This is a genomic window from Streptomyces sp. R33 (assembly GCF_041200175.1).
GTDB lineage: Bacteria > Actinomycetota > Actinomycetes > Streptomycetales > Streptomycetaceae > Streptomyces > Streptomyces katrae_B.
This window is the reverse complement of the sequence record NZ_CP165727.1, coordinates 4,595,828-4,618,504: the sequence shown is the minus strand read 5'-3', so window position 1 is coordinate 4,618,504 and position 22,677 is coordinate 4,595,828. Positions and strand designations below refer to the sequence as shown.

22 protein-coding genes and 1 tRNA gene are annotated in these 22,677 nt (G+C 71.3%); 14 read left to right on the top strand and 9 right to left on the bottom strand.

Annotated elements, in window-relative coordinates; translation table 11 throughout:
• The first annotated feature begins 15 nt into the window (after nt 1-15).
• From AB5J51_RS21090 to AB5J51_RS21060, 7 genes are all read left to right on the top strand, one after another.
• Nucleotides 16-615 (top strand): hypothetical protein, encoded by a 600-nt coding sequence (locus AB5J51_RS21090; RefSeq protein WP_369778318.1) that lies wholly within the window; start codon nt 16-18, stop codon nt 613-615.
• Nucleotides 612-947: a hypothetical protein gene (locus tag AB5J51_RS21085; protein ID WP_369778317.1), complete on the top strand. Its 336-nt coding sequence runs from the start codon at nt 612-614 to the stop codon at nt 945-947. Before AB5J51_RS21090 ends, AB5J51_RS21085 begins: the two co-directional genes overlap by 4 nt.
• 443 nt (nt 948-1,390) lie before the next feature.
• Nucleotides 1,391-2,257: a bifunctional DNA primase/polymerase gene (locus AB5J51_RS21080; RefSeq protein WP_369778315.1), complete on the top strand. Its 867-nt coding sequence runs from the start codon at nt 1,391-1,393 to the stop codon at nt 2,255-2,257.
• Entirely contained in the window at nt 2,254-4,035 is a 1,782-nt protein-coding gene (locus tag AB5J51_RS21075) for an ATP-binding protein (protein WP_369778314.1), read from the top strand. The genes AB5J51_RS21080 and AB5J51_RS21075 overlap by 4 nt, the downstream gene beginning before the upstream one ends.
• Before the next feature lie 31 nt (nt 4,036-4,066).
• Nucleotides 4,067-4,252: a helix-turn-helix domain-containing protein gene (locus tag AB5J51_RS21070; RefSeq protein WP_266786902.1), complete on the top strand. Its 186-nt coding sequence runs from the start codon at nt 4,067-4,069 to the stop codon at nt 4,250-4,252.
• Between the two features lie 58 nt (nt 4,253-4,310).
• Nucleotides 4,311-5,696, top strand: coding sequence for a tyrosine-type recombinase/integrase (locus AB5J51_RS21065; RefSeq protein WP_369778313.1), 1,386 nt, complete (start codon nt 4,311-4,313; stop codon nt 5,694-5,696).
• A gap of 194 nt (nt 5,697-5,890) precedes the next feature.
• Nucleotides 5,891-6,349 (top strand): SCO4225 family membrane protein, encoded by a 459-nt coding sequence (locus tag AB5J51_RS21060; protein ID WP_369778311.1) that lies wholly within the window; start codon nt 5,891-5,893, stop codon nt 6,347-6,349.
• A 145-nt stretch (nt 6,350-6,494) separates the two neighbouring features.
• Here AB5J51_RS21060 and AB5J51_RS21055 read toward each other — a convergent pair.
• The 6 genes from AB5J51_RS21055 to AB5J51_RS21030 form a co-directional block, all read right to left on the bottom strand.
• Nucleotides 6,495-6,579 (bottom strand) — tRNA-Ser (locus tag AB5J51_RS21055).
• Between the two features lie 39 nt (nt 6,580-6,618).
• Nucleotides 6,619-7,590, bottom strand: a complete 972-nt coding sequence (locus tag AB5J51_RS21050) for a serine protease (RefSeq protein WP_369778310.1) — start codon at nt 7,588-7,590, stop codon at nt 6,619-6,621.
• A 181-nt stretch (nt 7,591-7,771) separates the two neighbouring features.
• Nucleotides 7,772-8,830: a YeiH family protein gene (locus AB5J51_RS21045; RefSeq protein WP_369778308.1), complete on the bottom strand. Its 1,059-nt coding sequence runs from the start codon at nt 8,828-8,830 to the stop codon at nt 7,772-7,774.
• Nucleotides 8,830-9,384 carry a cysteine dioxygenase gene (locus AB5J51_RS21040; RefSeq protein ID WP_369778306.1) on the bottom strand — a complete coding sequence of 185 codons (555 nt, stop codon included), beginning with the start codon at nt 9,382-9,384 and terminating at the stop codon, nt 8,830-8,832. The genes AB5J51_RS21045 and AB5J51_RS21040 overlap by 1 nt, the downstream gene beginning before the upstream one ends.
• Before the next feature lie 99 nt (nt 9,385-9,483).
• Nucleotides 9,484-10,389, bottom strand: a complete 906-nt coding sequence (locus tag AB5J51_RS21035) for a LysR family transcriptional regulator (protein ID WP_369778304.1) — start codon at nt 10,387-10,389, stop codon at nt 9,484-9,486.
• Nucleotides 10,390-10,509: 120 nt separating this feature from the next.
• On the bottom strand, nt 10,510-12,081 hold the full coding sequence (locus AB5J51_RS21030; RefSeq protein WP_369778302.1) for a S1C family serine protease: 1,572 nt from the start codon (nt 12,079-12,081) through the stop codon (nt 10,510-10,512).
• A gap of 236 nt (nt 12,082-12,317) precedes the next feature.
• Here AB5J51_RS21030 and AB5J51_RS21025 point away from each other — a divergent pair, with 236 nt between their 5' ends.
• The 3 genes from AB5J51_RS21025 (at nt 12,318) to AB5J51_RS21015 (ending at nt 14,956) form a co-directional block, all read left to right on the top strand.
• Nucleotides 12,318-13,103: a glycerophosphodiester phosphodiesterase gene (locus tag AB5J51_RS21025; protein WP_369780288.1), complete on the top strand. Its 786-nt coding sequence runs from the start codon at nt 12,318-12,320 to the stop codon at nt 13,101-13,103.
• 85 nt (nt 13,104-13,188) lie between these two features.
• Entirely contained in the window at nt 13,189-13,791 is a 603-nt protein-coding gene (locus AB5J51_RS21020; protein WP_133897528.1) for an ATP-binding protein, read from the top strand.
• Between the two features lie 190 nt (nt 13,792-13,981).
• The gene (locus AB5J51_RS21015; RefSeq protein WP_133897527.1) at nt 13,982-14,956 is read left to right on the top strand and encodes a DUF5926 family protein; all 975 of its coding nucleotides are present in this window, start codon (nt 13,982-13,984) and stop codon (nt 14,954-14,956) included.
• A gap of 181 nt (nt 14,957-15,137) precedes the next feature.
• Here the strand turns inward: AB5J51_RS21015 and AB5J51_RS21010 are convergent, their stop codons facing one another.
• Entirely contained in the window at nt 15,138-15,746 is a 609-nt protein-coding gene (locus AB5J51_RS21010) for a hypothetical protein (protein ID WP_369778299.1), read from the bottom strand.
• A 90-nt stretch (nt 15,747-15,836) separates the two neighbouring features.
• Complete coding sequence (locus AB5J51_RS21005) at nt 15,837-16,535, bottom strand: bifunctional DNA primase/polymerase (protein ID WP_369778298.1); 699 nt, start codon at nt 16,533-16,535, stop codon at nt 15,837-15,839.
• Between the two features lie 407 nt (nt 16,536-16,942).
• On the opposite strand from AB5J51_RS21005, the gene AB5J51_RS21000 reads away from it, so the two are divergent.
• Nucleotides 16,943-18,547: a PP2C family protein-serine/threonine phosphatase gene (locus AB5J51_RS21000; protein WP_136225018.1), complete on the top strand. Its 1,605-nt coding sequence runs from the start codon at nt 16,943-16,945 to the stop codon at nt 18,545-18,547.
• A gap of 86 nt (nt 18,548-18,633) precedes the next feature.
• Nucleotides 18,634-20,100 carry an aminopeptidase P family protein gene (locus tag AB5J51_RS20995; RefSeq protein WP_053785427.1) on the top strand — a complete coding sequence of 489 codons (1,467 nt, stop codon included), beginning with the start codon at nt 18,634-18,636 and terminating at the stop codon, nt 20,098-20,100.
• A gap of 130 nt (nt 20,101-20,230) precedes the next feature.
• On the opposite strand, the gene AB5J51_RS20990 is transcribed toward AB5J51_RS20995, so the two are convergent.
• Nucleotides 20,231-20,722, bottom strand: a complete 492-nt coding sequence (locus AB5J51_RS20990; RefSeq protein ID WP_136225017.1) for an ATP-binding protein — start codon at nt 20,720-20,722, stop codon at nt 20,231-20,233.
• Between the two features lie 219 nt (nt 20,723-20,941).
• On the opposite strand from AB5J51_RS20990, the gene AB5J51_RS20985 reads away from it, so the two are divergent.
• Complete coding sequence (locus AB5J51_RS20985; RefSeq protein WP_136225016.1) at nt 20,942-21,754, top strand: hypothetical protein; 813 nt, start codon at nt 20,942-20,944, stop codon at nt 21,752-21,754.
• 108 nt (nt 21,755-21,862) lie between these two features.
• The gene (locus AB5J51_RS20980; protein WP_369778296.1) at nt 21,863-22,567 is read left to right on the top strand and encodes a YcnI family protein; all 705 of its coding nucleotides are present in this window, start codon (nt 21,863-21,865) and stop codon (nt 22,565-22,567) included.
• Nucleotides 22,568-22,677 lie beyond the last annotated feature (110 nt).

Below are 22,677 nucleotides of genomic sequence, written 5' to 3'. Positions count from 1 at the left end.
CGGAGGAACCCCCAGATGAGCACCCGCACGGTCCCCTCGGCAACCCCGCAGCTGGACCACCTGGCATTCACTGCCGACGTCCTGGTCGGCGAGATCGAGCGGTACCTCGCCGCCCGCGTCCGCACCGCCCACCCGCTGGTCACCAAGACCACCGCCGAACTCGTCGCCGAAGCCCTCGGCGAATTCGCCGCCTCCCCGGCCCCCGTCGCCGCACCCGCGCCGCAGCTGCGCCCGCCGGCCGCGATCCTGCGCCACCTGCCCGACTGGTGCCTGTCCCTCCCGGTCGTCCGGGCCTGGCACGGAGGCGGCCGCTACATCACCGCCGCCGAATCCCTGGAACTGACCGCCCTGGTCATCGAGGCATTCGGCTGGGCCCGAGGCTCCCAGCGCGACCAGCAGGGCGGCCGGTGCATCTTCGGTGCCCAGTACGCCCTTCACCGCCTCGGCTACGGCGACGTCCACACGATGCGCCTCGCCTCTGGCTACCTACAGAACACCCTCGGCGCCGAAGCCGGGTCGTACCAGGTGTGGAACTCCCACCCGGACAGGACCCGCGAGCAGGTCCTCGCTCTGGTCCGTGCCGCGGCCGCCAACGCCCGCAGGGACGGCCAGTGACCACCTACGAGCGGCGCCGCGCGCCAGAGCCCAGCCGCTGCATCGCCGCCCACCCCGAGGACCCGACCAACTGTGCCGGGCCCCGCGACGCCGTGATCGTCCTCGACAGCCACGGAGGCAAGGCCGCCGGATGCGAGCACCACGCCGCTCGGCTCCTGGCCTCCCTCGACGGCGCCCGTGTTGAGCCTGGCAGCATCCCCGGCGCAGCTGCCCGCGCCTTCCAGGCCGCCGATTCGATCCGCCCGTTCTGCTGGTTCACGAACGCCGTGCGGACCGAGTCCAGCCAGCTCAGCCGTGCCGAGCACCGCATCGCCCGGAACCACCGTCACTGACCGGGCCGGCAGATGAGTGCCGAGGTTTCTGCACTTTCTGCACCGCCCTACGCGCGCGGGCGCGAACGCTGCTCCACCAGCACCCACCGCGTCTGTCCCACTCCGATCCGCAGGTGTAACAGATTCGCCGAAAAAACGTACTAGAGGTGGAGGGGCTCACCGTGAGACCCAGGCTCAGGCCTCTGACCTGCGAAAAGGAACATTGGTGGAACTCATGAGACCGTCCCACGCGCGCGCGGTCGCGCGAGGTGTAACGAATCCGGGCCTCACTCCGTCCATAGGGACGCGAAGGGAGATCACCTGAATCACAGCGATCACGTCTGGGACGACCAGGCCCTCCGCACCTGCGACTAGCCATGGCTAGGGCGGGCCGACTCTCGCCAAAGATCACGGCCCGCCCTGCTCCTCCATCCCACTTCCACGAGACCGGAGGTCTCTCAAGCATGCCTTTGTCTTTGTTCTGGTCCAAGGCCCTCCGCAGCGCGATGGTCGCTGCCGGCCACGGACTGCCCGTCTTCCCGCTGGCCCCCAACAAGCTGCCCGCCCTGCGCAGCCCCCACCCCGGTGAGCTGTGCCGGGGCGAGTGCGGGCTTCTAGGCCACGGCGTTCATGACGCCAGCGCCGATCCCGACCGCGTACACCACCTCTTCAAGTCGGCTCCCCGGGCCACGGGGTACGGGATCGCGTGCGGTGCTCCCAGCGCGTGGGTCGTCGGTGTGGACCTCGACCGCAAGAACGGCGTCGACGGAGTTGCCGCGCTCGAAGGTCTGGCCATCCGGCATGCCTTCACCCTGACGACCACGGTCACCGTGTTGACGCCCAGCAGCGGACTCCACCTGTACTACGCGACCCCGGCCGGCACGGTGGTGCCGAACTCAGCGAGCCGGATCGGGCCTGGCATCGACATCCGGGGCGCCGGCGGGTACCTCGTCGGCCCGGGATCCTGGACGCCTAAGGGCGTCTATGAGGCCATCAGCGACCCGCACGTCGGCATCGAGCCGGTACCGGCCACGCTCCTCGACCTGGCGACCGCAGAGGAGCGCAAGACGCCCCGCCCGGCCGCCGTCCCTGAGCCCCGTGACGGCACGGCCGGAGGGGATGCACTGGTGCGGTTCGTCCTCGAGGCGCCTGACGGAGAGCTGAACAACCGGCTGTTCTGGGCCGCCTGCCGCGCCTTCGAGCAGCACCAGGACGGCGAGGGGATCGCCGCCGAGCTGCTGAGGGCCGCGTGCGACAAGGGGCACCCCGAGCGGGGAGCCGCCCGGACGATCGACAGCGCCAAGACCCGCGCCGGACGGAGCGTTCGGTGAGTGCTCAGAAGGGCAAGGGCCCCTCGCAGGCGGCGCAGCTCGTCGCGCTCGCACGTGAGCGCTATGACCTGGTGACCTCCGAGGACGGGCGCCCGTACGGGGTCAGGAAGCACGGTCCGAACCTCGCCATGCCGCTCCGGGGAAAAGCAGGGCTTCGCTCGCAGATGTCCCGGCTGTTCACCGACATCAACGACGGAGCTGTCGCCTCCCAGTCGGCGCTCGCGGACGCGATGACCGTCCTCGAAGGGATGGCCGCCGCTAACGACCCGGTCCCCGTCATGCTGCGCGTGGCCGGCGGCGCCCACCAGGTCGTGGTCGACCTCGGCACGGCTGACGGCCGCTGCGTGGTCGCCACCCCTGACGGCTGGTCGGTGCGGGACCGCTCGCCGGTGCTCTTCCGCCGGTCCGGAGCAATGGCCGTCATGCCCGAACCCGTCCAGAGGCGATCCGGCGAGGGCCTGGCTCTGCTGCGCGGCCTGGTGAACATGGACGACGAGGCCTTCCACCAGCTGGTCGCCTGGCTGGTCGCCGCGTGGATCCCGCACATCCCGCACCCCGTCCTCACATTCAAGGGCGAGCAGGGCACGGGGAAGTCGAAGGCCGCGCAGACGATCGTGAACCTGATCGACCCTTCCCCGGCCGCCAAGAGGAGCCAGCCACGGGACGTGAAGGCGTGGGCAACCCAGGCGTTCAACTCCTGGGCCTTGTGCCTGGACAACATCAGCACGATCCCGCCGTGGCTGTCAGACACGCTGTGCAAGGCCGTGACCGGCGACGGCATCGTGGACCGCGCCCTCTACACGGACGACGACGTGGTGGTCCTCACCTTCCGGCGCGTTCTGGCTATGACGACCATCGACGCCGGCGCGCTGGCTGGTGACCTCGCCGAGCGGCTGCTGGTGCTGGACCTCCAGCTCATCGACGAAGACCGCCGCCGTACCGAGGAAGAGCTCGACGGGGCCTTCGGCGACGCCCGCCCGGCGATCCTCGCCGCCCTCTTCGACCTGCTGTCGGCGGTGCTGCGGGAGCTGCCGCGCGTGCGGCTGGAGCGGATGCCTCGTATGGCGGACTTCGCCCGGGTCCTGGCCGCTGTCGACCGAATCAACGGCTGGAACACCCTCGCGTCCTACACGACGTCCTCCGCCGAGGTCGCGGCCGACGCCCTTGAAGGAGACCCCTTCGGCAGCGCGGTCGTCTCGCTCGTGGAAGCGGACGGCTCTTGGGCGGGAACCGCGGGGATGCTGTTGGAGCACCTGCCCAACCCGGACACGGTCCATCCGAAGTGGCCAAAGGACGCCACCCGCGCCGGCGGACAGCTCAAGCGCCTCGCACCGATCCTGCGCTCCGTCGGCATCACCTTCGACGACTCCAAGCGCACTCCGGACCGGCACCGCCAGCGCCTCTACACACTGACCGCGACTCCGGACACCAGAGATGCACGGATTTCAGCGTCCGCAGCGTCCGTAGCGTCCGCAACTGGTCGTGACCTGCTGATTCCTGCGGACGCTGGCAACCCGGCCAGCGTCCGCACAGCACCCGGTCAGCGTCCGCAACCCGCTTTCGCGGACGCTGTGGACGCTGGACCGGACGCTGGCTCCGCCTCAGTGTCCGCAACCCACGCTCCCACTGACCTGCACGAACAGAGGTCACCGGACGCTGCGGACACTGCGGACGCTGGAAAACACGCAATCTCTGGTCCTCACCCCCTCTGCACCGTGTGCCAGGAGCCCCTGGACCCCTCCGCCGGTCTCGGGATCACCACCCACCCCTGCTGCTGAACCCCGTACCGACTCACTTCAGGAGACAGCCATGGCACGCCCGCAAATGCTCAAGCTGGTCGAGGTTCTGGAAGAGCTCGGCATGAGCCGAGCAGCGTTCTACCGCATGCGGGCCCGAGGTAAGGGGCCCCGCCTGTTCAAGCTCCCCAACGGCCAACTGCGCGTGCGCCGCTCGGACCTGGACGCGTGGCTGTCCGGGTGTGAGGAAGCCGCCTGACCCACGTCCAGAACGAGGGGGCCGGCCGTCAGCTGGCCCCCTCTCCCTTGGGAGAGACATGCTCACGTACGACGTAGACATCTGGTCCATCAGGCAGCGCAAGGGTCGCCCCAAGCCGTTCGAGCTGCGCTGGCGGGTGGGGAACCGCCCCCATTCGCGCAGCTTCAGGTTGAAGCCCCAAGCAGACGGCCGCCGTTCCGAGCTGTTGGCCGCGCTTCGGAACCGCGAGCAGTTCGACGAGCAGACTGGTCTTCCAGCCTCGGAGTTCGAGGCGCTGACCACACCGACCTGGTACGAGCACGCGACCGCGTACATGCTCATGAAGTGGCCGAAGGCCTCCGCGAAGCACCGTGCGAGCATCGCCGACGCCCTGGCGACGATGACGCCGGCCTTCGTCCCCAGCTCGCGGGGCATGCCCAAAGCCGCCGTGCTGCGGCAAGCCCTCTACGCCTGGGCCTTCCGCGCCGTCCTTGCCGAGGATGGAACGCTGCGCTCGCGCCATGAGGTCGAGAAGCCGCCGGAGGACATCGCTGTGGCCCTCGCCTGGATCGCTGGCAACACGATCAAGGTCACCGAGGCCGGACGGCCTGAGCGCCTGCGTGCGGCCTTGGACGCCCTCTCTAAGAGGCTCGACGGAAAGGCCGCCGCCGACAACACGGTGAGCCGCAAGCGCATGGTCCTGAGCAACGCGCTGCGGTACTCCGTGGAGCGCGGGATTCTGCCCGCCAACCCGCTTGGCCTCGTCGACTGGAGCGCGCCGGCCAAGGACGACGAGGTCGACTTCCGCTACGTCCCGAACCCTCAGCAGGCAGCCGAGCTGATCGCTGCAGTGCGGCAGCTCAGCGCCCGTGGAGAGCAAATGGCCGGGTTCTTCGGCTGCCTGTACTACGCGGCAATGCGGCCTTCCGAAATCGCCGCGCTGCGCAAGTCCGACTGCCGACTGCCGGAGACGGGATGGGGCGAACTCGTTCTCGGCGGTAGCCGCCCCGAGGTCGGCGCCGGGTGGACTGATGACGGGCAGTCCTTCGACCAGCGCGGCCTGAAGCACCGTGCCCGCCGAGCAACGCGCTCGGTGCCGATCCCGCCGATCCTCACCGCGATGCTGCGGGAGCACATCGAGCAGTTCGGGGTGGCCGACGACGGCCGGCTGTTCCGGGCAGCCCGAGGTGGGCGAGTGCGGTCCACGGAGTACTGCGAACTCTGGGACGCCGCCCGAGTCATGGCGCTGTCTCCGGAAGAGGCCGAGTCCCCGCTGGCGGACGTGCCGTACTCGCTCAGGCACGCCGGCGTGTCCCTGTGGATCAACCTGGGGGTCGACCCGGTGGAAGTGGCCCGCCGAGCCGGGCACAGCCTGACGGTCCTGTTCCGGTTCTACGCCAAGATCCTCAGGGGCCAGCAGTCGCGTGCGAACGAACTGATCGAGCGGGGTCTCAACGGCGGCTAGCCGCGGAATCCTCCGGGGTCGTGTGCCAGACATGAGGGGATACGTTGCGCGGTGTCCCCGGCGTGCTTGCCGTGCACGGCTCTGAGCAGGTACTCAGGGCCGAGCACGATGAGTAGGCGTACTCAGGTGGCGATCCTCGGCAGCTTCGAGACTGAGCGCAGGTCGAACGAAGCGGAACGGGAACGGGGAACGTCATGGTGCGGCGCTGGTCGAAGCCTGAGATGTGGGTGCCCGGTGGATACCTGACCCTGGTGGTCGCGATGCTGATCTACGTCGCGGTCGGCAGCCGGACGGGCGACATCGGGTTCTTCGGAGTCTGGCCGATCCTGGCCACGGCGCCGGTCAGCGTTTTGCTGCTGACGTCCTTCGGACCCGCGGCGGACGCCCTGGACTCGGCCCCGCCCATGGATCCCCATCCCCAGTACGGCTCTCAGCCGCCCACGAAGCTGCCCACGGACTACCCCTCGGAGTCGGACCCACTCCCCGCGGACTGGGTGGCACCGGACACATCCATCGACAGCAAGCTCGACATGTGGTCCGAATTCGGCTTCTACGGCGTGGTCCTGGTCAGCGCCCTGGTCAACGCTGCGGCGATCTGGGCCCTGCTCCGCTACGTGGCGCGGCGGCGCGACGCCAGGAGTGCGCAGGTCTAGCGTCGTGATCCTGGCCCACAGATGGCCCATACGCGCTGGTCAACAGCGGGATACGGGTGCATCAAGGTGAGACAGGATGAGCAGAGAGGGCGGGCACCCGGTTCGGGTACCCGCCCTCTGACCTGCTACTTCTCTGACCTGCAAGCGGTGGGTGTGGGATTTGAACCCACGGTGACTCGCGCCACGACGGTTTTCAAGACCGTTCCCTTAGGCCGCTCGGGCAACCCACCTGGCCGGTACAGAGTACCGGCAGGTGGGGGGCCGCCGGGTCAGGAATTCTGGGCCTTGTCGTAGGCCGCCTTCGCTTCGTTGCCGAAGTAGGGGCCGTACATCCGGTTGGGCAGGAAGGTGTAGCCGAAGCTGTTCACCGAGACCTGGGTGCCGAGGCCCGTGGACTCGTCGAAGTCCTGGAACCAGGGGCCGCCGCTGGAGCCGCCGGTCATGTTGCAGCCCAGGCCGTGGTCCTTGGTCAGCAGGAAGTCCTTGCCGGAGTTCCCGCTGCAGTAGACCAGCTTGGTGCCGTCGTAGGGCGCGGCCGCCGGGAAGCCGAACGAGTACATCTTCTTGTTGTAGCCGCCGTTGAACAGGATCCCCTGGGCACCGACGGCCTGGCTCAGCTTCTGGCCGTTCAGCGGGGCGACGACGGCGAGGCCGACGTCCATGTTCATGTCCTCGCTGGCGGCCCACTGGTCGGTGGCGAAGGTCTTGGTGGCCGACCACTGGCCGTAGGGCGCGTTCCCGTTGTTGTACGCGGGGACGAAGATCCAGTTGGTGTGCCAGGTGCCCTGGTACTTCACGCAGTGGCCGGCGGTGATGACCGTGCTCCCGTTGGCGCTGGTGATCGAGTCACCGGAGCAGGACGCGGTCCGGTCTCCGAAGGTGAAGAAGACCCGACCCGAGGTCTTGACCACCGCGCCGCCGCCCGTCCACGCGCCGCCCGCCTGCGGGAACGCCGTCGGGGAGGCCGCCACGGCGGAGGTCGCGGAGGACGCCGCCGTCGGCGCGATCGCCGTGGGCCGGTCCGAGGCCGCGGCCCGCACCCGCCCGGTGCCGGGCGCTGCCGTCACGTCCAGCGGGGTGGCGCTGCGCATCCGCTCGGCGGTCCAGAAACCCTGGCTGTGCTGCTGCCTGAACGAGGCGGGGACGTCGGCGGCGGCCGAGGGGGTGGCCGCCGTCAGCGCGCCCGCGATCAGGGCGCCCGCCGCCATCAGGACCGATGCTGCCGTGCGATGACGATTCACGCAGGACTCCTTCTGCCGTGCCCGGTCCCGTCGGAGCGGGCAGGGTGGGGGTGAAGAGCTGTCGGTGCGGATCGGCCGCAGAGTCGCACGCGCGGCACGAGAAGTCAGGAGACGGTCGGAACGTTCGGTCGGTTCCGGCCAGGAATTGGCCAACTCCCGCCGATGGAACATCTCCTGCGGGTCATGCCGTGAGCAGCACCCCCGCGTACGAGACACCGGCCACCACGATCCAGGCTCCGAGCCCCAGGACCGCAGCCCTTCCGCCGGTCTTGGCCAGCCGGGGGAGGTCCACCGCGCTGCCCAGCCCGAACAGGGCCGCCGCCAGCAGCAGTTCCTGCGCGGTGTGCGCCCACTCCAGTGCCGCGTTAGGCAGCAACCCGGTGGCCCGCAGCGCGGCCGCTGCAAGGAACCCGGCCACGAACAGCGGCACTGGCGCCGGGCGGCGGCCCGAGAGCGTGCGCACACCCTGTCGGCGCGCCCGTACGGAGAAGGCCACGGCGGCCACCAGCGGGGCCAGCAGGGCCACCCGCATCAGCTTGACCAGGACGGCCTCGCCGAGCGCTCCCGGGCCCGCCGTCTGGGCGGTGGCGACCACCTGGCCGACGTCGTGGACGCTCGCGCCCACCCAGCGCCCGAAGGCCGGGTCCGAGAGCCCCAACGGGCTCTGGAGGAGCGGGAGGACCGCGATGGCCAGCGTCCCGCACAGGGTCACCAGCGCCACCGAGGCGGCCACGTCCTCCTCGTCGCTGCCCGATACCTGACTCACCGCGCCGATCGCCGAGGCCCCGCAGATCGAGTACCCGGTGGCGATCAGCAGCGGCTGGTCGCCGGGGAGCCCGAGCTTGCGGCCCAGCCAGAGCGTGCCGAAGAAGGTGGCGGCGACCACCGCGGCCACCATCGCCACCGTGGCCCAGCCCAGCCGGAGCACCTGGTCCAGGCCCAGGCCGAGGCCCAGCAGGACGATACCGATCCGCATCAGCCGCCGCCCGGCCAGCGACAGCCCCGGGCGGGCTGCTCCGCGTACGACCTCGCGTATGCCCGGCAGATGGGCCACCGCGATGCCGAGCACCACCGACGCGGTCAGCATGGGTACGTCGGGCACCAGCCGGTGTACGCACCACGCCACCAGTACGCCCACGGCCGCCAGCCCCAACCCCGGCCAGGACGAGGATGTTTCACGTGAAACACGCCCGGCGCGTGCCGTCTCCGCCCCCCGTACCGGGCGGTTCAGCAGCGCCATCAGTCGGTCGGGAGCGTATAGACGCGGCGGACGCTGCTGCCCAGGCGGAGGACATCGGCTCCGTAGACGTGAAGGGATATCGCCTTGGTACCGCAGGAGTTGCGGACCTTGTGGATATCGCCGGGCGGGGCGAATCCGCAGACCTCGCCGGGACCGTTGACCACCTGCTCGGTCGCCACCAGCCGGGCGCTGGACTCTCCGGCGGCAGGGGCCAGCCGGTAGCGGAGCTCGCTCTCCTCGCCCTCGTGCACCCCGGCCACGCCCCAGGAGACGTGGTCGTGGATGGCGGTCTCCTGGCCGGGCAGCCACACCAGCGCGACCACCGAGAAGCTGCCGTCCGGCTCCGCGTGCAGCACGTGCTGCCGGTACCGGTCGGGGTACCCCTCCCGCTGCTCGGGGGTGAGCAGGTCGGCCGTGCCCAGGTGCGGGGCGACGCGTTCGCCGACGAGGTAGGCGGTCAGGTCCGGGGCCAGCCCCCGGTCCACGACCGTACGGATCTCACTGACGAGGGCGGCCATCCTCGCGGTCGTACGGGCCGGCGTGGTGGTGGTCATACGAGCAGCGTCGAGCAGCCGTCCCATCACGTCCAACGACAGTTCTCACCTGAAATCCCAAGCAGCGCTTATGGATTCACGGGAGGATCCGCCGGGCGGTCAGCAGCCGACGCGGTTCGAGGCAGCCTGCTTCAGCGCGTCGAGGACCACGGACGTCGCCGGGATCCGCGGATGGTCGCGGTAGACGTGAGCGGCGATGTGCCGGCGCGCGGCGGGCTGCAGCGGCCGGCCGCACACCTTGCTCAGGGAGAGGGAGGGCAGCACCAGTGCGGGCATCATCGCCACGCCGAGCCCCTGCCCGACCATGCTCTGCACCACCAGGTTGTCGTCCGTGGCGAACCGGATGTCGGGCACGAAGCCCAGCTCGGCGCACTCGTGCAGCAGATTCGCCCGGCAGCGCGGACAGCCGGCGATCCACCGTTCCTCCGCGAGGTCGGCCAGATGAACGGCCCGCCGCCGGGCCAGCGGATGCCCGGTCGGGAGCAGCACCGTCAGCTGGTCCTCCATGAGTCTGACCTCGGCGACCTCCTCCGGGATCTCCTCGTGGAGCCCGGGATAGGTGAAGGCGAGGGTGATGTCGCACTCCCCGCGCTCCAGCCGGCGCAGCGACTCGGGGGGCTCCCCCTCGAGAAGCTCGACCTGGATGCCCGGATGCTCCTTGGCCAGGCCGCTCAGGGCCTCCGGGACCAGGGTGACGTTGGCGCTGGGGAAGCCGCAGAGCCGCACCCGCCCGGTGCGCAGGCGGGCGTACGCCTTGAGCTGGGCTTCTGCGGCGGAGAGACTGCCGAGGATGGACTCGGCGTGCCGGGCCATGGACTCCCCGGCCTCGGTGAGCTGCATCTTGCGGCCGACCCGTGTGAACAGCGGGGTGCCGACGGCGCGTTCGAGCGCCTTCATCTGCTGGGTGACTGCAGGCTGGGTGTACCCGAGGACGCGCGCGGCCGCCGAGTAGGACCCGCTGGTGACCACTTCGTGGAAAGTACGTATGTGCCGCGAATCGAACACGTAGGAAGCATAAGCGGACATTGGGAGGGGCCGTAGGCGTATTCGCGCCCACGGCCCCTCGCCATCAGGCCAGCGGTCCCGGCCGCTCCCCGTTCGGGGGGACCGGCCGTGGAGCCGTGGTTACTTGTCTCCGACCCGCGAGCCGAGGGTGATGTCGACGGTGTTCGGCTTCCCGTCGCGCAGGTAGGTCAGCTTCACGACGTCGCCGGGCTTGTGCGTCCAGATCTCACTGATGAGGGTCGGGCCGCTGTCGATCGGCTTGTCGCCGAACTGGGTGATGATGTCGCCGGGCTTGAGGCCCGCCTTGCCGGCCGGACCGTTGGGGTCGACCAGCTCGTTGGCGGGCGCGCCCTGCTCGGAGATCTTGGCGCCGTCGGCCTTGGCCTGGAGGTCCACGGAGACCGAGATGATCGGGTAGACCGGCTTGCCCGTCTTGATCAGAGACTCGGCGACGTTCTTCGCCTGGTTGATCGGGATGGCGAAGCCGAGACCGATCGAACCGGCCTGGCCGCCGCCGAAGCCGCCGTTGCCCGCCGACTGGATGGCGGAGTTGATGCCGATGACCGCACCGCGCCCGTCGAGCAGCGGGCCGCCGGAGTTGCCGGGGTTGATCGAGGCGTCCGTCTGGAGTGCGCTCATGTACGAGCTCTTGCTGCCGGAGCCGTCGCCGGAGGCCACCGGTCGGTTCTTGGCGCTGACGATGCCGGTGGTGACCGTGTTGGACAGGCCGAAGGGGGCGCCGATCGCGATGGTCGAGTCGCCGACCGCGACCTTGTCGGAGTCTCCGAGCGGAAGCGGCTTGAGCCCGGCCGGCGGGTTCTTCAGCTTGAGCACGGCCACGTCGTAGCCCTGGGCCCGGCCGACGACCTCGGCCTCGTACTTCTTGCCGTCGGAGAAGGTCGCGGAGAGCTTGCCGCCGTTCGCGGCGGAGGCCACGACGTGGTTGTTGGTGAGGATGTGGCCCTGCTGGTCGTAGACGAAGCCGGTGCCGGTGCCGCCCTCGCCGTCGCCGGCCGAGGCCTCGATGGTGACGACGCTGGGCAGCGCGCCCGCGGCCAGGCCCGCGATGGAACCGGCCTCCCGCTTGAGGTCCTTGGGGGTGTTGCCCGCGGTGATCGTGGTCGAGCCGAAGCCGTTGTCGTTGCGCTCGGCGGCCCAGTAGCCGATGCCGCCGCCGACACCGCCCGCGAGGAGGGCGGCCACGAGCACGGCGGCCACCAGGCCGCCCTTGCCCTTCGGCTTGGCGGGCGGCATGCCGCCGGGGGGCAGGGGCGCGCCCCAGGCTCCGCCGCCGTGGCCGCCTGCGCCGTACGCCGGGACGCTGGGCGGCGGGGGCGGCCAGCCCTCGGCGCCGTGCGCGGCCGGGGCCTGCGGCGCGGGGCCCTGGGCGTAGGCCGGTGCCGGGGCGGGGGTGGGCGGGAGCTGCTGGGTCGGCTCCGCGCCCGGCGCGGGCGTCGGCGGGAGCTGCTGGGTCACCGGCTCCGCGGCGGGCACGGCCGGCGCGGGGGCCTGCGCAGCAGCGGCCTGCTCGGCCGTCGGGGCAGGTGCCGTCGGGGCAGGTCCCGGAGCGCCCGCCGGGGCCTCAGCAACCGGTGCGGGCGCAGACGTCTCGGGGGCGGGAGCGGCCACCGGGGGTGCCGACGGGGCCGCGGGGGGCGTCGGGGCCGCGGTGCCCTCGTTCTCGGTGCTCACAGCGCTCTTCTCCTCGTCACACACGGCTTCAGACAAACTGGCGGTTCGGCCCGACTGAACGTTCGACGTGCCGCACAAGTTCCTGGGAAAAGCCTTCCCCATGACCCGTCAGAGCACTGTAAGCCGGACCTGTGTATCTCCCCCATCCTTTATCTCCGACATTTCGGTCGCATCCGGAGGGCGGAGCCCGACACCGGGCGCACCCGCGGTGGCACCATGACCCGGTGACCCACGCAATGCCGCCCATCCAGGTCGTCGCCCACCGCGGCGCCTCGGAGGATGCCCCCGAGCACACCCTGGCCGCCTACCGCAAGGCCATCGAGGACGGCGCCGACGCCCTCGAGTGCGACGTCCGGCTCACCGCCGACGGCCATCTGGTCCTGGTCCACGACCGCCGGGTCAACCGCACGTCCAACGGCCGCGGCGCCGTCTCCGCCCTCGAGCTGGCCGACCTCGCCACGCTCGACTTCGGCTCCTGGAAGGACCGTGAGGAGGCCCCCGACTGGGACGCCGACCCCGAGCGCACCTCCGTGCTCACCCTGGAGCGGCTGCTGGAGCTGATCTCCGATGCCCACCGGCCGGTGCAGCTCGCCATCGAGACGAAGCACCCGACCCGCTGGGCCGGACAGGTGGAGGAGCGCCTCCTCTTCCTCCTCAAGCGGTTCGGGCTGGACGCGCCGCCCGCCGAGGGCCCGCACCCCGTCCGCGTCATGAGCTTCTCCGCGCGCTCCCTGCACCGGGTGCGGGCGTCCGCGCCGACGATCCCGACCGTGTACCTGATGCAGTTCATCTCGCCCCGGATGCGCGACGGGCGGCTGCCGGCCGGGGTGCGGATCGCCGGTCCGGGGATGCGCATCGTGCGCAGCCATCCCGGGTTCATCCGCAAGCTCCAGGCCGCGGGTCACTCCGTACACGTATGGACCGTAAACGAACCGGAAGACGTTCAGCTCTGCGCTGATCTGGGTGTAGAAGCGATCATTACGAACAGGCCGCGAAAAGTTCTGTCACAGCTCGGGCGCTGACGTCCCCTTTTGCCCACCCGTCCCGCACGTCGCTCGCGTGACAGGGTGTGCTCCGGCGCATCCGCTCCGCAATCGCTGGTCATGAATGCGTCAGAGGGCCCCGCTTGACCGGTTTCCGGTCCAGGCCATTGGGGCATCCAGACCATGGCGTGGGGCTAAGGAGGTTCCGGGGGTGGCGTTGGTGGTGGCACAGGAAGTGCCCACGTCGTCGTGCATGGACGTATGCCATGGTCCTGCGGGCGTGGGCGAGGCGAGGCGCCGCATGCGTGAGCAATTGCGTATGAGCGGGGTGTCCGAATCGGTCGTCGACGACGCCGTACTGATCCTTTCCGAACTGCTCAGCAACGCCTGCCGGCACGGCAGGCCGCTGGGTGCCGGGGAGATCGGGGACGGGGAGATACGCGCCGCATGGCGCATCGACAAGGCGGGGCGGCTGACGGTCGAGGTCACGGACGGGGGCGGTCCCACCCGCCCGGTTCCGGCCACACCCTCGGTCACCGCGCGTGGCGGCCGGGGGCTGAACATCATCAGCGCCCTCGCCCAGGACTGGGGTGTCCGGGACGGAGCGGCAGGCGAGGTCACCGTATGGGTGACCGTCGCATGTGGGCCCCGGCACGACGATTTCGCTACGCGCGTTGCGCCCCCGGCGATCGACTTCAGCACCGCCTTCGACGATCTCCATCCGTGACCGGATCCCGACGCGGACCCGATCCGGATCCCCGACAGCAGCACCCGCACCACCGGCCATCCGAACGAGCGGCCGCCGGGAGCGCACGCCGACCGTGCTCCCGGCCGCATCCTCCCGGTTGCAGCGGTACGAACGGCTAGGCTCGCGCCCAGACACAACGCCGTACCGCCGCAACCGGGAGACACCCACGATGGCCAAGAAGCGCCCCGCAGCCAAGACTGCAAAGCCGCAGCTCAAGAACGGGGAGATCCCGGTGGTGGGCGCACGCGAGCCCTGCCCCTGCGGATCCGGGCGCCGCTACAAGGCCTGCCACGGAGCAGCCGCCGCGCACGCCGTCACCGAGCACGTCGCACGCCCCTTCGAGGGCCTGCCCGGCGAGTGCGACTGGGTCGCGCTGCGCGAGCTCGTGCCCGCGGCGACCATCCCGCTGACGCTCAAGGGCGGCCTGCCCGAGGGCGTCCCCTCCGTCACGCTGGTGACCGTACTGCCCATGGCCTGGCCGGCGCTGCGCCGCGAGGACGGGTCCGTCCTGCTCGGCCTGCAGAACGACTCGACCACCGGGGACCTCTCCCGGGACATGGCCGACACGCTGGAGCGCGCGCTCGTCGCGGAACCGGGTACCCCGATTCCGGCTCGCCGCGTTCCCGCCGAGGGGCCGCGACTTCAGGATCTCCTGGACACGGACGGCGTTTTCGAGCCGGTTGTGCACAGCGGCTTCGAATTCTGGATTCCGGATGCGGAGAGCGCCCAGAGCGCCTCCCCGGAGATCGCCGCCTCCCTCGAGCGCGCCAACGCCGCCGCCATCCCGACGGTCAAGCTGGCCGGCGTGGACGCGGCCTACTGGTGCGAGACCCCGGACAAGAACCACCTGCGCTGGGTCATGCCGCACCCCGAGGAGAAGCTGCTCGACGCCCTCGCGCGGCTGCACGCCGCCGGCACCTCCTCGCTCGGCGAAGGCACCCGACTGGTCGGTTCCTTCCGGGCGCACGGCCTGATGGTCCCCGTCTGGGACCTGCCCACCGGTGTGACCGCCGACGACGTGGAGAAGCCCGCGGCCGAGTTCGCGGAGCGGCTGGCCACGGCCCTGGCCGCGGACGCCCCGCTGACCGCCGAGGAGCGCCGGGCGCGCGGCGGGCTCACCAACCGCCAGGTCACCCTCAGCTGACCGCCGAGGCCCCGCAGGACCGGTGACTGGGGTCACAACTCCCGCTAATCGCCTGCAAATCGGTGTCTGAATATCAGAGATCGAATTTGCGAACAGGCGATCTCTTGTTACCGTTCTTGTAGCCCGGTCGCTGGTGCATCCCCCGTCGCCAGCGACCGGGCCCTTCCATTTCCGCCGTCGCTCAACCGTCGGCCGGTGCCGGTGAGTTGCTCCCGGACCGCAGCAGCAGCCGCCCTTCATCATCCGGAACTGCAAACTCCGCAACGGCCGAGTAGGCGTCCGGCGCCCCCGCCGAGTCCTCCCTCGGCGTCTCGCACAGCCCCGGCTCGTCGCCCGCCCCGACCGCGCACCGGATCTGCACCGTGCGCCCCGCGGGCCCCATCACCGTCAGGACGGCGTCCAGTGCGCGCCCGCTGGTGTTGCGGTAGTAGCTCCGGCCCCAGGTCCGCCCCTCGCCCGCCAGGATGCAGGTCTGCGCCTCCACGCCCTGCGGTGAGGAGAGTTCGGGACCGCACCGGGAATCCGTACGGGGCTGCTCGGACGGACCCGGCTGCTGCGGCCCGGCCTGCGACGGCGCGGCCCGCTGCGGCGCGGCCCGCTGCGCGGACGGAGCGCCGGGCGCGGGCGTACGGGTTCCGCCCTTCGGATCGGCCAGCCCGAGCGAGGAGAGCAACCCGCCGCCTTTTCCGTCGTCCTGACCGGCGAAATCCGGTCCGGCGATCGCTCCTGCCAGCGGGAGCGACAAGATGATCAGCACACCCGCGCTGATACCGATCAAGCGGAGATTCATTCGGCGAACATAGCGATGCGGGAAAGGGACGCGGAGATCCCCGCGCCCAATTCCCTTGGAAACTCGTCGCGCTGGCACCCGTACGAGTGATCAGTACGCGAGCCGGCTGCCTCCGCCGGAGGCCCCGGTGCTCGCCTCGACCAGTGCGTCCACGACGGCCTCGACCTCCGGCAGCCACGGGCCCCCGGCATCGGCCTGCTCGCGCTCCCACCGCACCTGCCCGCCCCCGGACGCGGGGGAGGGCGGGAGCAACAGGTAGCCGCCCTCGCCGTGGAAGCGCAGCGCGGAGGGCACGTGGTCCTTGGCGTACAGGAGTTCGCCGAGCCGCTCCAGCGAGTACGGCGCGACCAGGAGCGACCACCGGGTGGGGGTGGCCACGATCGGACCCAGCCGCATCCCCTGCGCGTCCAGCCGTACGACGGCCCGCGCGGCCGCGGCGGCCGGCAGGCTCACGGCACACGGCGCGGACCCCCCGGTGGCCAGCAGCACGGGCGCGGTGGGCCGGTTGGTCCACCACCAGGCCACCATCCGGGGGTCGGTGGTGGCCGCCAGCAGCCCGGGGTCGAAGGGGTGGGCGCCGGGGACGACGCAGTCGGGATCGGGGCAGGCGCACCGGGTGCTGTCGGCGCCGGAGCGGCCGACGCCGGGCAGCACCGGCCACTGCCAGGCGGTGGCGCAGGTGAGCGCCGCGTCGAAGAGGGCCTGGTCACCGCTCTGCCCGGGGGCGGGGCGAAGGGATTTCAGGCGATTGCGGAGCCGCTGGAGACGCCTTCCGAGGATCTCGCGCATGAGCGCTCGTTCCTTTCCGTTGAACGCCGAGGGCCACATCACACCATGTAACGGGTGTCTCACCACACGTACACGTTTCGCGTCACTGTCCGCCTGGAGCAGGTTCACACGGTTCGTGCAGTTTTCTTACGGGTCCATGAAACGTCCGGCGGGGGCGGAACGCGGCCCGCGCCGATGCCGAGACCGGCTGCCGCCGCTAAGGACGCCGGCCCGTGCCGGGCGGTTCCCGGCGACCACCGGGCTGCGCCAACTCTCCCCGGGCACCACCGATTAGGTACCCGGAGCCACTCCGGCGCCCGACCAGTCGATCGCAAAAACCGTCCGCGTCCGGCTTTTTCCGGCCAAGTTCTAGCCTTGGCTGGACAGTGAGTTGCAGCCCCACGGACACCAGGATTCCCACCTGGGCAATGCTGGACATCGATCCTCGTGTGCGTGTAGATGTGGATTCATTGATGGCGGCGCAGCACGATCTGGGGGTTTGCGATGCTATATGGCGAATCGCACCAGGTGGAAAGGCGGACGCCATGAGCGCCCCGCATCTGCCGAAAGTGGCTGGAATCGATCCAGCAGTTACCGCGGTCCCGCAGACTGCGGCGCCCACGCCCGCCCGAACAGCCCCCGCACCGGCCCCGGCACCGGTTCCCGGACCGAGCACGCTGATCCAGGACCGCCTGGCGGGGATGGTCTCCGATCTGACCACCCTCCACGAGCTCACCGAACGCCTCGCCCGCGCCCGTGACCTCGACTCCTCCCTCCAGGAGTTCCTGCGTGCCGGAGCCGCACTCGTCGGCGCCCGCCGCGGCCTGGTCGTCCTGGAGCCCTCCGACGGGCTCGGCCCGACCGCCACGATCGGCCTGGGCCTCGGCCGCGCGGACCTCGGGCACATCGAGACCGTCCCGCGCACCGCGACCTCGTACGGCCGGATCCTCGACGGGCTCCCCGACGCCCAAGGCGGCTCCGAGGTGCTCCCCGAACCCGACGCCGCCCCCGGCTCGGGCGGGTACGGCACCCCGGTCGACCCCCGCCACCGCGAGGTCGCCGCCCGGCTCGGCTACGCCGCCAGCTACGCCCTGCCGCTCACCGCCGAGGCCACCGGCCGGCTCGGCGCGGCCGTCTGGCTCTACGACGAGCAGGCCGAGCCGAGCGACCGCCAGCGCGATCTCGCCGGGCTCTACGTCCGCCACGCCGCCGAACACCTGGCCCGGATGCTCGAGGTGGAACGGTTCCGCAGCCGGCTGGCCACGGTCGCCGAGGAGCTGCTGCCCAGCCGGCTCCCCCGGATCCCCGGCGTCCAGCTCGCTGCCCGCCACCACACCGGACCGCGCGGCGGCGGCGACTGGTACGACGCGCTGCCGCTGCCGGAGGGCGCCCTGGGGCTGGCCGTCGGCTCCGTCACCGGAGCGGGGCCCAGCGCGGTCGCCGCGATGGGGAGGCTGCGGGCGTCGCTGCGCGCGTACGCCGTCATGGAGGGGGAGGACCCCGTCGCGGTCCTGTCCGATCTGGAGCTGCTGCTGCGCCTGACCGAGCCCGCGCGCTGCGCGACCGCGCTGTTCGCGTACTGCGAGCCCGCCCAGCGCAAGATCATCCTGGCCGGAGCGGGGCACACCCCGCCGCTGCTCGTCGGCGAGCGCCGCACGGAGTACGTGGAGACCTCGCTCTCCGCGCCGCTCGGGATGCTGTCGTGCTGGGAAGCGCCGAGCGTGGAGATCGAACCTGCGCCCGGAGAAACGGTGCTGCTGTACACCGACGGGCTGCTGCGGCGGACCGGCGACCCGATGGACCGGGCCTACGCACGGCTGCACGCCGCGGCCGCGGGGGTGCCCCGCGGCATCCGGGACGATCCGGCGGCCGTGTGCGACCACATCCTGCGGACGGTGCTGCCCGAGGACGACCCGGCGCTCGCGCCCGCCGGATCCGAGGCTGCCGCCGCCCCTTCCGGCACCACCGTCGCCATGGCCGCCACGGAGGACGGGGTGGAGGACATCGTCCTGCTCGCCGCCCGTTTTGACTGATTTATCACATCCTCGCCGGGCGTCTTCCCCTCGCACATACGATGGATGCGGTCCATACCCGGTCCTGTCGTAGCTGAGGAGAAGACGTGGCGGACGAGCTCACCCCGGAGACCCCGGAAGAAGAGCAGCCCCAGAAGAAGCACAAGCAGCGCAAGAACGGGCTGTACCCGGGCGTCAGCGACGAACTCGCGGAGAACATGCGCACGGGCTGGGCCGACACCGAGCTGCACGGGCTGGAGCCGATCGCGCAGGCCGCGCACACCGCCGCCCGCCGCGCCGCGCTGTCCGCCCGCTTCCCCGGCGAGCGCCTGGTCGTGCCCGCAGGCCGGCTCAAGACCCGCTCGAACGACACCGAGTACCCCTTCCGCGCCTCGACCGAGTACGCGTACCTGACCGGCGACCAGACCGAGAACGGCGTCCTGGTCCTCGAGCCCGCGGGCGAGACCGGCCACACGGCCACCGTCTACCTGCTGCCCCGCTCGGACCGCGAGAACGGCGAGTTCTGGCTGTCCGGCCAGGGCGAGCTGTGGGTCGGCCGCCGCCACTCCCTGGCCGAGGCCGAGCAGCTGCTGGGCATCCCCGCGAAGGACGTCCGCAAGCTCGCCGAGGAGCTGACCGAGGCCGAGGGCCCGGTCCGCAACGTCCGTGGCCACGACTCCGTCATCGAGACCGCTCTGACCGACAAGGTCACCAAGGAGCGCGACGAGGAGCTGCGCGTCTACCTCTCCGAGGCACGCGCCGTGAAGGACGACTTCGAGATCGGCGAGCTGCAGAAGGCCGTCGACTCCACCGTCCGCGGCTTCGAGGACGTCGTGAAGGTCCTGGACAAGGCCGAGGCCACGTCCGAGCGCTACATCGAGGGCACGTTCTTCCTCCGCGCCCGCGTCGAGGGCAACGACGTCGGCTACGGCTCCATCTGCGCCGCCGGCCCGCACGCCTGCACCCTGCACTGGGTCCGCAACGACGGCGACGTCCGCTCCGGCGACCTGCTGCTGCTCGACGCCGGTGTGGAGACCCACTCCCTCTACACCGCCGACGTCACGCGCACGCTGCCGATCAACGGCACGTACACCGACATCCAGCGCAAGATCTACGACGCGGTGTACGCGTCCCAGGAAGCCGGCATCGCCGCCGTCAAGCCGGGTGCGAAGTTCCGCGACTTCCACGACGCCTCGCAGCACGTCCTGGCCGAGAAGCTCGTCGAGTGGGGCCTGCTCGAGGGCCCGGTCGAGCGCGTCCTGGAGCTCGGCCTGCAGCGTCGCTGGACCCTGCACGGCACGGGCCACATGCTCGGCATGGACGTCCACGACTGCGCCGCCGCGCGCACCGAGGCGTACGTCGACGGCACGCTGGAGCCGGGCATGTGCCTCACCGTCGAGCCCGGTCTGTACTTCCAGGCCGACGACCTGACCGTGCCCGAGGAGTACCGCGGGATCGGCGTGCGGATCGAGGACGACATCCTGGTCACCGAGGACGGCAACCGGAACCTGTCGGCCGGGCTGCCCCGCGCCTCGGCCGATGTCGAGGCCTGGATGGCGCGCCTCAAGGGCTGACTCCGGCCGGCCGCGACGGCCGGCCTGCGAAGGCTGACCTCGAACGGCTGACCTCGGACGGCTGACCTCCGATGGGCGGGATCTCGTACGCGAGTCCCGTCCATCGGCGTGTCCGGGAGGACTTGCGCGGCTACGACGCCTTCAGCAGCGCTCCCTCACGCCATTTCAGGATCTTGTCGAAGCTGACCACCGCGCCCCGGCCCGGCCGGTTGCGCAACCTGACGTGGTCGGCGAGCTCCGCGATCAGCCAAAGGCCCCGGCCGTGCTCCCTCTCCGAAGGCTCGGAGGGGCCGGCCGGCGGGGGTCTGCGCCCCGCGACCGTCGCCGCCGGGAATCCCGGGCCCGAATCGGTCACCTCGATGCGGCAGCAGTCCCCGTCCAGGTACGCCGTGACGCGGTACGCCGCGCACGCCTCCGGATCGGGTTCCGCGCCCACACCGGCTTCGGCCGCCGGGCCGCCGTGCTCCACCGCGTTCGCGCAGGCCTCGCTCAGCGCCACCGACAGATCGAAGGAGATGTCCGGGTCCACCCCCGCGGTCTCCATCGTCCCCAGCAGCAAACGCCTGGCGAGCGGCACGCTCGCGGCTTCGCGCCTCAAGTGGAGAGACCACCAGATGCTCATACGGGTACCTATTGCCGCCCGCGGGCGTGCGTAAGCGCCCGGCGGCCGCCACAGCCCTCATTCGGCCGATGCGGCACTCCCGGGCAGCGGTGTATGCGGCGGCTCACGGGCTTCCGCTGCGGCAGGGACACCCGACGTGAAGTCCTCGTACGGGGGCACTCACGACCTTCCGGACCTGCCGTATGGACGGCGTGAGCTCAGTGCGATGATGGCCCGGCCATGACTGTCCCCCACGCGACGCCCGCCGGAGCCGGCCTCCGGCTCATCCGGGCCGCGGTGTTCACCGCGGTCTGCGTCGTGCTGTCCGCGGCCGGGCACGCCTTGGCGTCCTGCGCCACCGTGCCCTGGTGGGCCCTCGTCATCGCCTTCCTCGCCGTGTTCGCGGTCGCCGCCCCGTTCGCGGGACGCCGCCGCTCACTGCCCGGCATCGCCGCCGGACTCGCCTTCGGGCAGCTCGGACTGCACGCCGTGTTCGGCCTCGCCCAGCACGGAGACGCCGCGGCCCGGACCCCCGTCGGCACCGACACTTCGGTCGCGGCGCTCGCCGCCCGGCTGGTCTGCGGCGGCAACTCCGTCCCGCTCAGCCCGGCCGACGCCCGGCAGATCCTGGAGACCGCCGGACTGGACCCGGCCGCCATGACGGCCCAGGCCGCGGCGCAGGCACATGCCGGCCACGCACACATGGCGCAGGCCTACGCGGCGCCCGCCACCGGCCTGTTCAGCACCGGCATGCTCGTCGGCCACCTGCTGGCCGCACTGGCCGCGGGCTGGCTCCTCGGGCGCGGCGACGCCGCGCTCTTCCGGCTCGCCGAGCTGTCGCGCACCTCCGCCGAAGCCGACCCGGTACGCCCGCTGCGCGCCGCGCTGGCCTTCGTACGCGCCCTCGGCACCGGGCTCCAGGGCACTCCTGCCGGTAGCCCGCAGGCCGCCCGGACCGCCGCCGAACCCGCCGCCCACACCGGCCGGGAGGCACTCCATCACACGGTGATCAGGCGCGGGCCGCCCTGCACGGCGCTCGCCCTCGCAGCCTGACGCGGCACCCCTCCCCGGAGCATCCGGCGGAAGCACAGGTGCCGCGGACCCCGCGCGCGCCCGTGCGCGGAACCACCGTCACCACTGCCCCTGTGGAGTGTTTCTGCCATGAAGACCTCTCGCGTCTCCTTCGCCGCCGCCCTTGCCGCCGGCACCGTCCTCGTCCTGTCCGGCACCGCTTCCGCGCACGTCGGCGTGCAGCCCGGAGAGGCCGCCAAGGGCGGCTACGCGACGATCAACTTCAAGGTTCCGAACGAGCGCGACAACGCCTCGACCACGCAGCTGGAAGTCAACTTCCCCGTGGACCAGCCGCTGACGTCCGTCATGCCGCAGGACATCCCGGGCTGGACCGTCACGGTCGAGAAGAGCAAGCTCGACAAGCCGCTCACCGTCCACGGCAAGCAGGTCAACGAGGCCGTCACCAAGGTGACCTGGAGCGGCGGCAAGATCGAGCCCGGCAAGTTCCAGCAGTTCCCGGTCTCCGTCGGCAAGCTGCCCGACAACGCGGACCAGATGGTCTTCAAGGCGATCCAGACGTACGACAACAACGAGATCGTCCGCTGGATCGAGGAGCCCAAGGAAGGCGCGGCGGAGCCTCAGAACCCGGCGCCCGTCCTGAAGCTGACCGCGGCCAAGGCGGCCGACGGCCACCACGACGACAAGAACGCCGCGGCCGCCGAGGACGACAAGGGCCACGACGAGGCCGCCGCACACGCCTCCGACACGACCGCACGGGCCCTCGGCATCGCGGGCATCGTCATCGGCCTCGGCGGCGTCGCCTTCGGTATCGCCTCGCGTCGCCGCGCCTCCTGACCTGACGCGGCCACAGGCCGTATCCCGTATCTCCCTCTCCAGAACGTGCGCGCAGCCTGCCCGCCCTCGTGGCCGGGCCGCCCGCACCACACACCCGATCCCAGGGACAT

Bases quoted from the DNA above. Each gene is read 5' to 3' on its own strand.
- AB5J51_RS21090 (WP_369778318.1), top strand. From the start codon at position 16: ATGAGCACCCGCACGGTCCCCTCGGCAACCCCGCAGCTGGACCACCTG.
- AB5J51_RS21080 (WP_369778315.1), top strand. From the start codon at position 1,391: ATGCCTTTGTCTTTGTTCTGGTCCAAGGCCCTCCGCAGCGCGATGGTC.
- AB5J51_RS21070 (WP_266786902.1), top strand. From the start codon at position 4,067: ATGGCACGCCCGCAAATGCTCAAGCTGGTCGAGGTTCTGGAAGAGCTC.
- AB5J51_RS21065 (WP_369778313.1), top strand. From the start codon at position 4,311: ATGCTCACGTACGACGTAGACATCTGGTCCATCAGGCAGCGCAAGGGT.
- AB5J51_RS21060 (WP_369778311.1), top strand. From the start codon at position 5,891: ATGGTGCGGCGCTGGTCGAAGCCTGAGATGTGGGTGCCCGGTGGATAC.
- AB5J51_RS21045 (WP_369778308.1), bottom strand. From the start codon at position 8,830: ATGGCGCTGCTGAACCGCCCGGTACGGGGGGCGGAGACGGCACGCGCC.
- AB5J51_RS21040 (WP_369778306.1), bottom strand. From the start codon at position 9,384: ATGACCACCACCACGCCGGCCCGTACGACCGCGAGGATGGCCGCCCTC.
- AB5J51_RS21025 (WP_369780288.1), top strand. From the start codon at position 12,318: ATGCCGCCCATCCAGGTCGTCGCCCACCGCGGCGCCTCGGAGGATGCC.
- AB5J51_RS21020 (WP_133897528.1), top strand. From the start codon at position 13,189: ATGCGTCAGAGGGCCCCGCTTGACCGGTTTCCGGTCCAGGCCATTGGG.
- AB5J51_RS21015 (WP_133897527.1), top strand. From the start codon at position 13,982: ATGGCCAAGAAGCGCCCCGCAGCCAAGACTGCAAAGCCGCAGCTCAAG.
- AB5J51_RS21010 (WP_369778299.1), bottom strand. From the start codon at position 15,746: ATGAATCTCCGCTTGATCGGTATCAGCGCGGGTGTGCTGATCATCTTG.
- AB5J51_RS21005 (WP_369778298.1), bottom strand. From the start codon at position 16,535: ATGCGCGAGATCCTCGGAAGGCGTCTCCAGCGGCTCCGCAATCGCCTG.
- AB5J51_RS21000 (WP_136225018.1), top strand. From the start codon at position 16,943: ATGCTGGACATCGATCCTCGTGTGCGTGTAGATGTGGATTCATTGATG.
- AB5J51_RS20990 (WP_136225017.1), bottom strand. From the start codon at position 20,722: ATGAGCATCTGGTGGTCTCTCCACTTGAGGCGCGAAGCCGCGAGCGTG.
- AB5J51_RS20985 (WP_136225016.1), top strand. From the start codon at position 20,942: ATGACTGTCCCCCACGCGACGCCCGCCGGAGCCGGCCTCCGGCTCATC.
- AB5J51_RS20980 (WP_369778296.1), top strand. From the start codon at position 21,863: ATGAAGACCTCTCGCGTCTCCTTCGCCGCCGCCCTTGCCGCCGGCACC.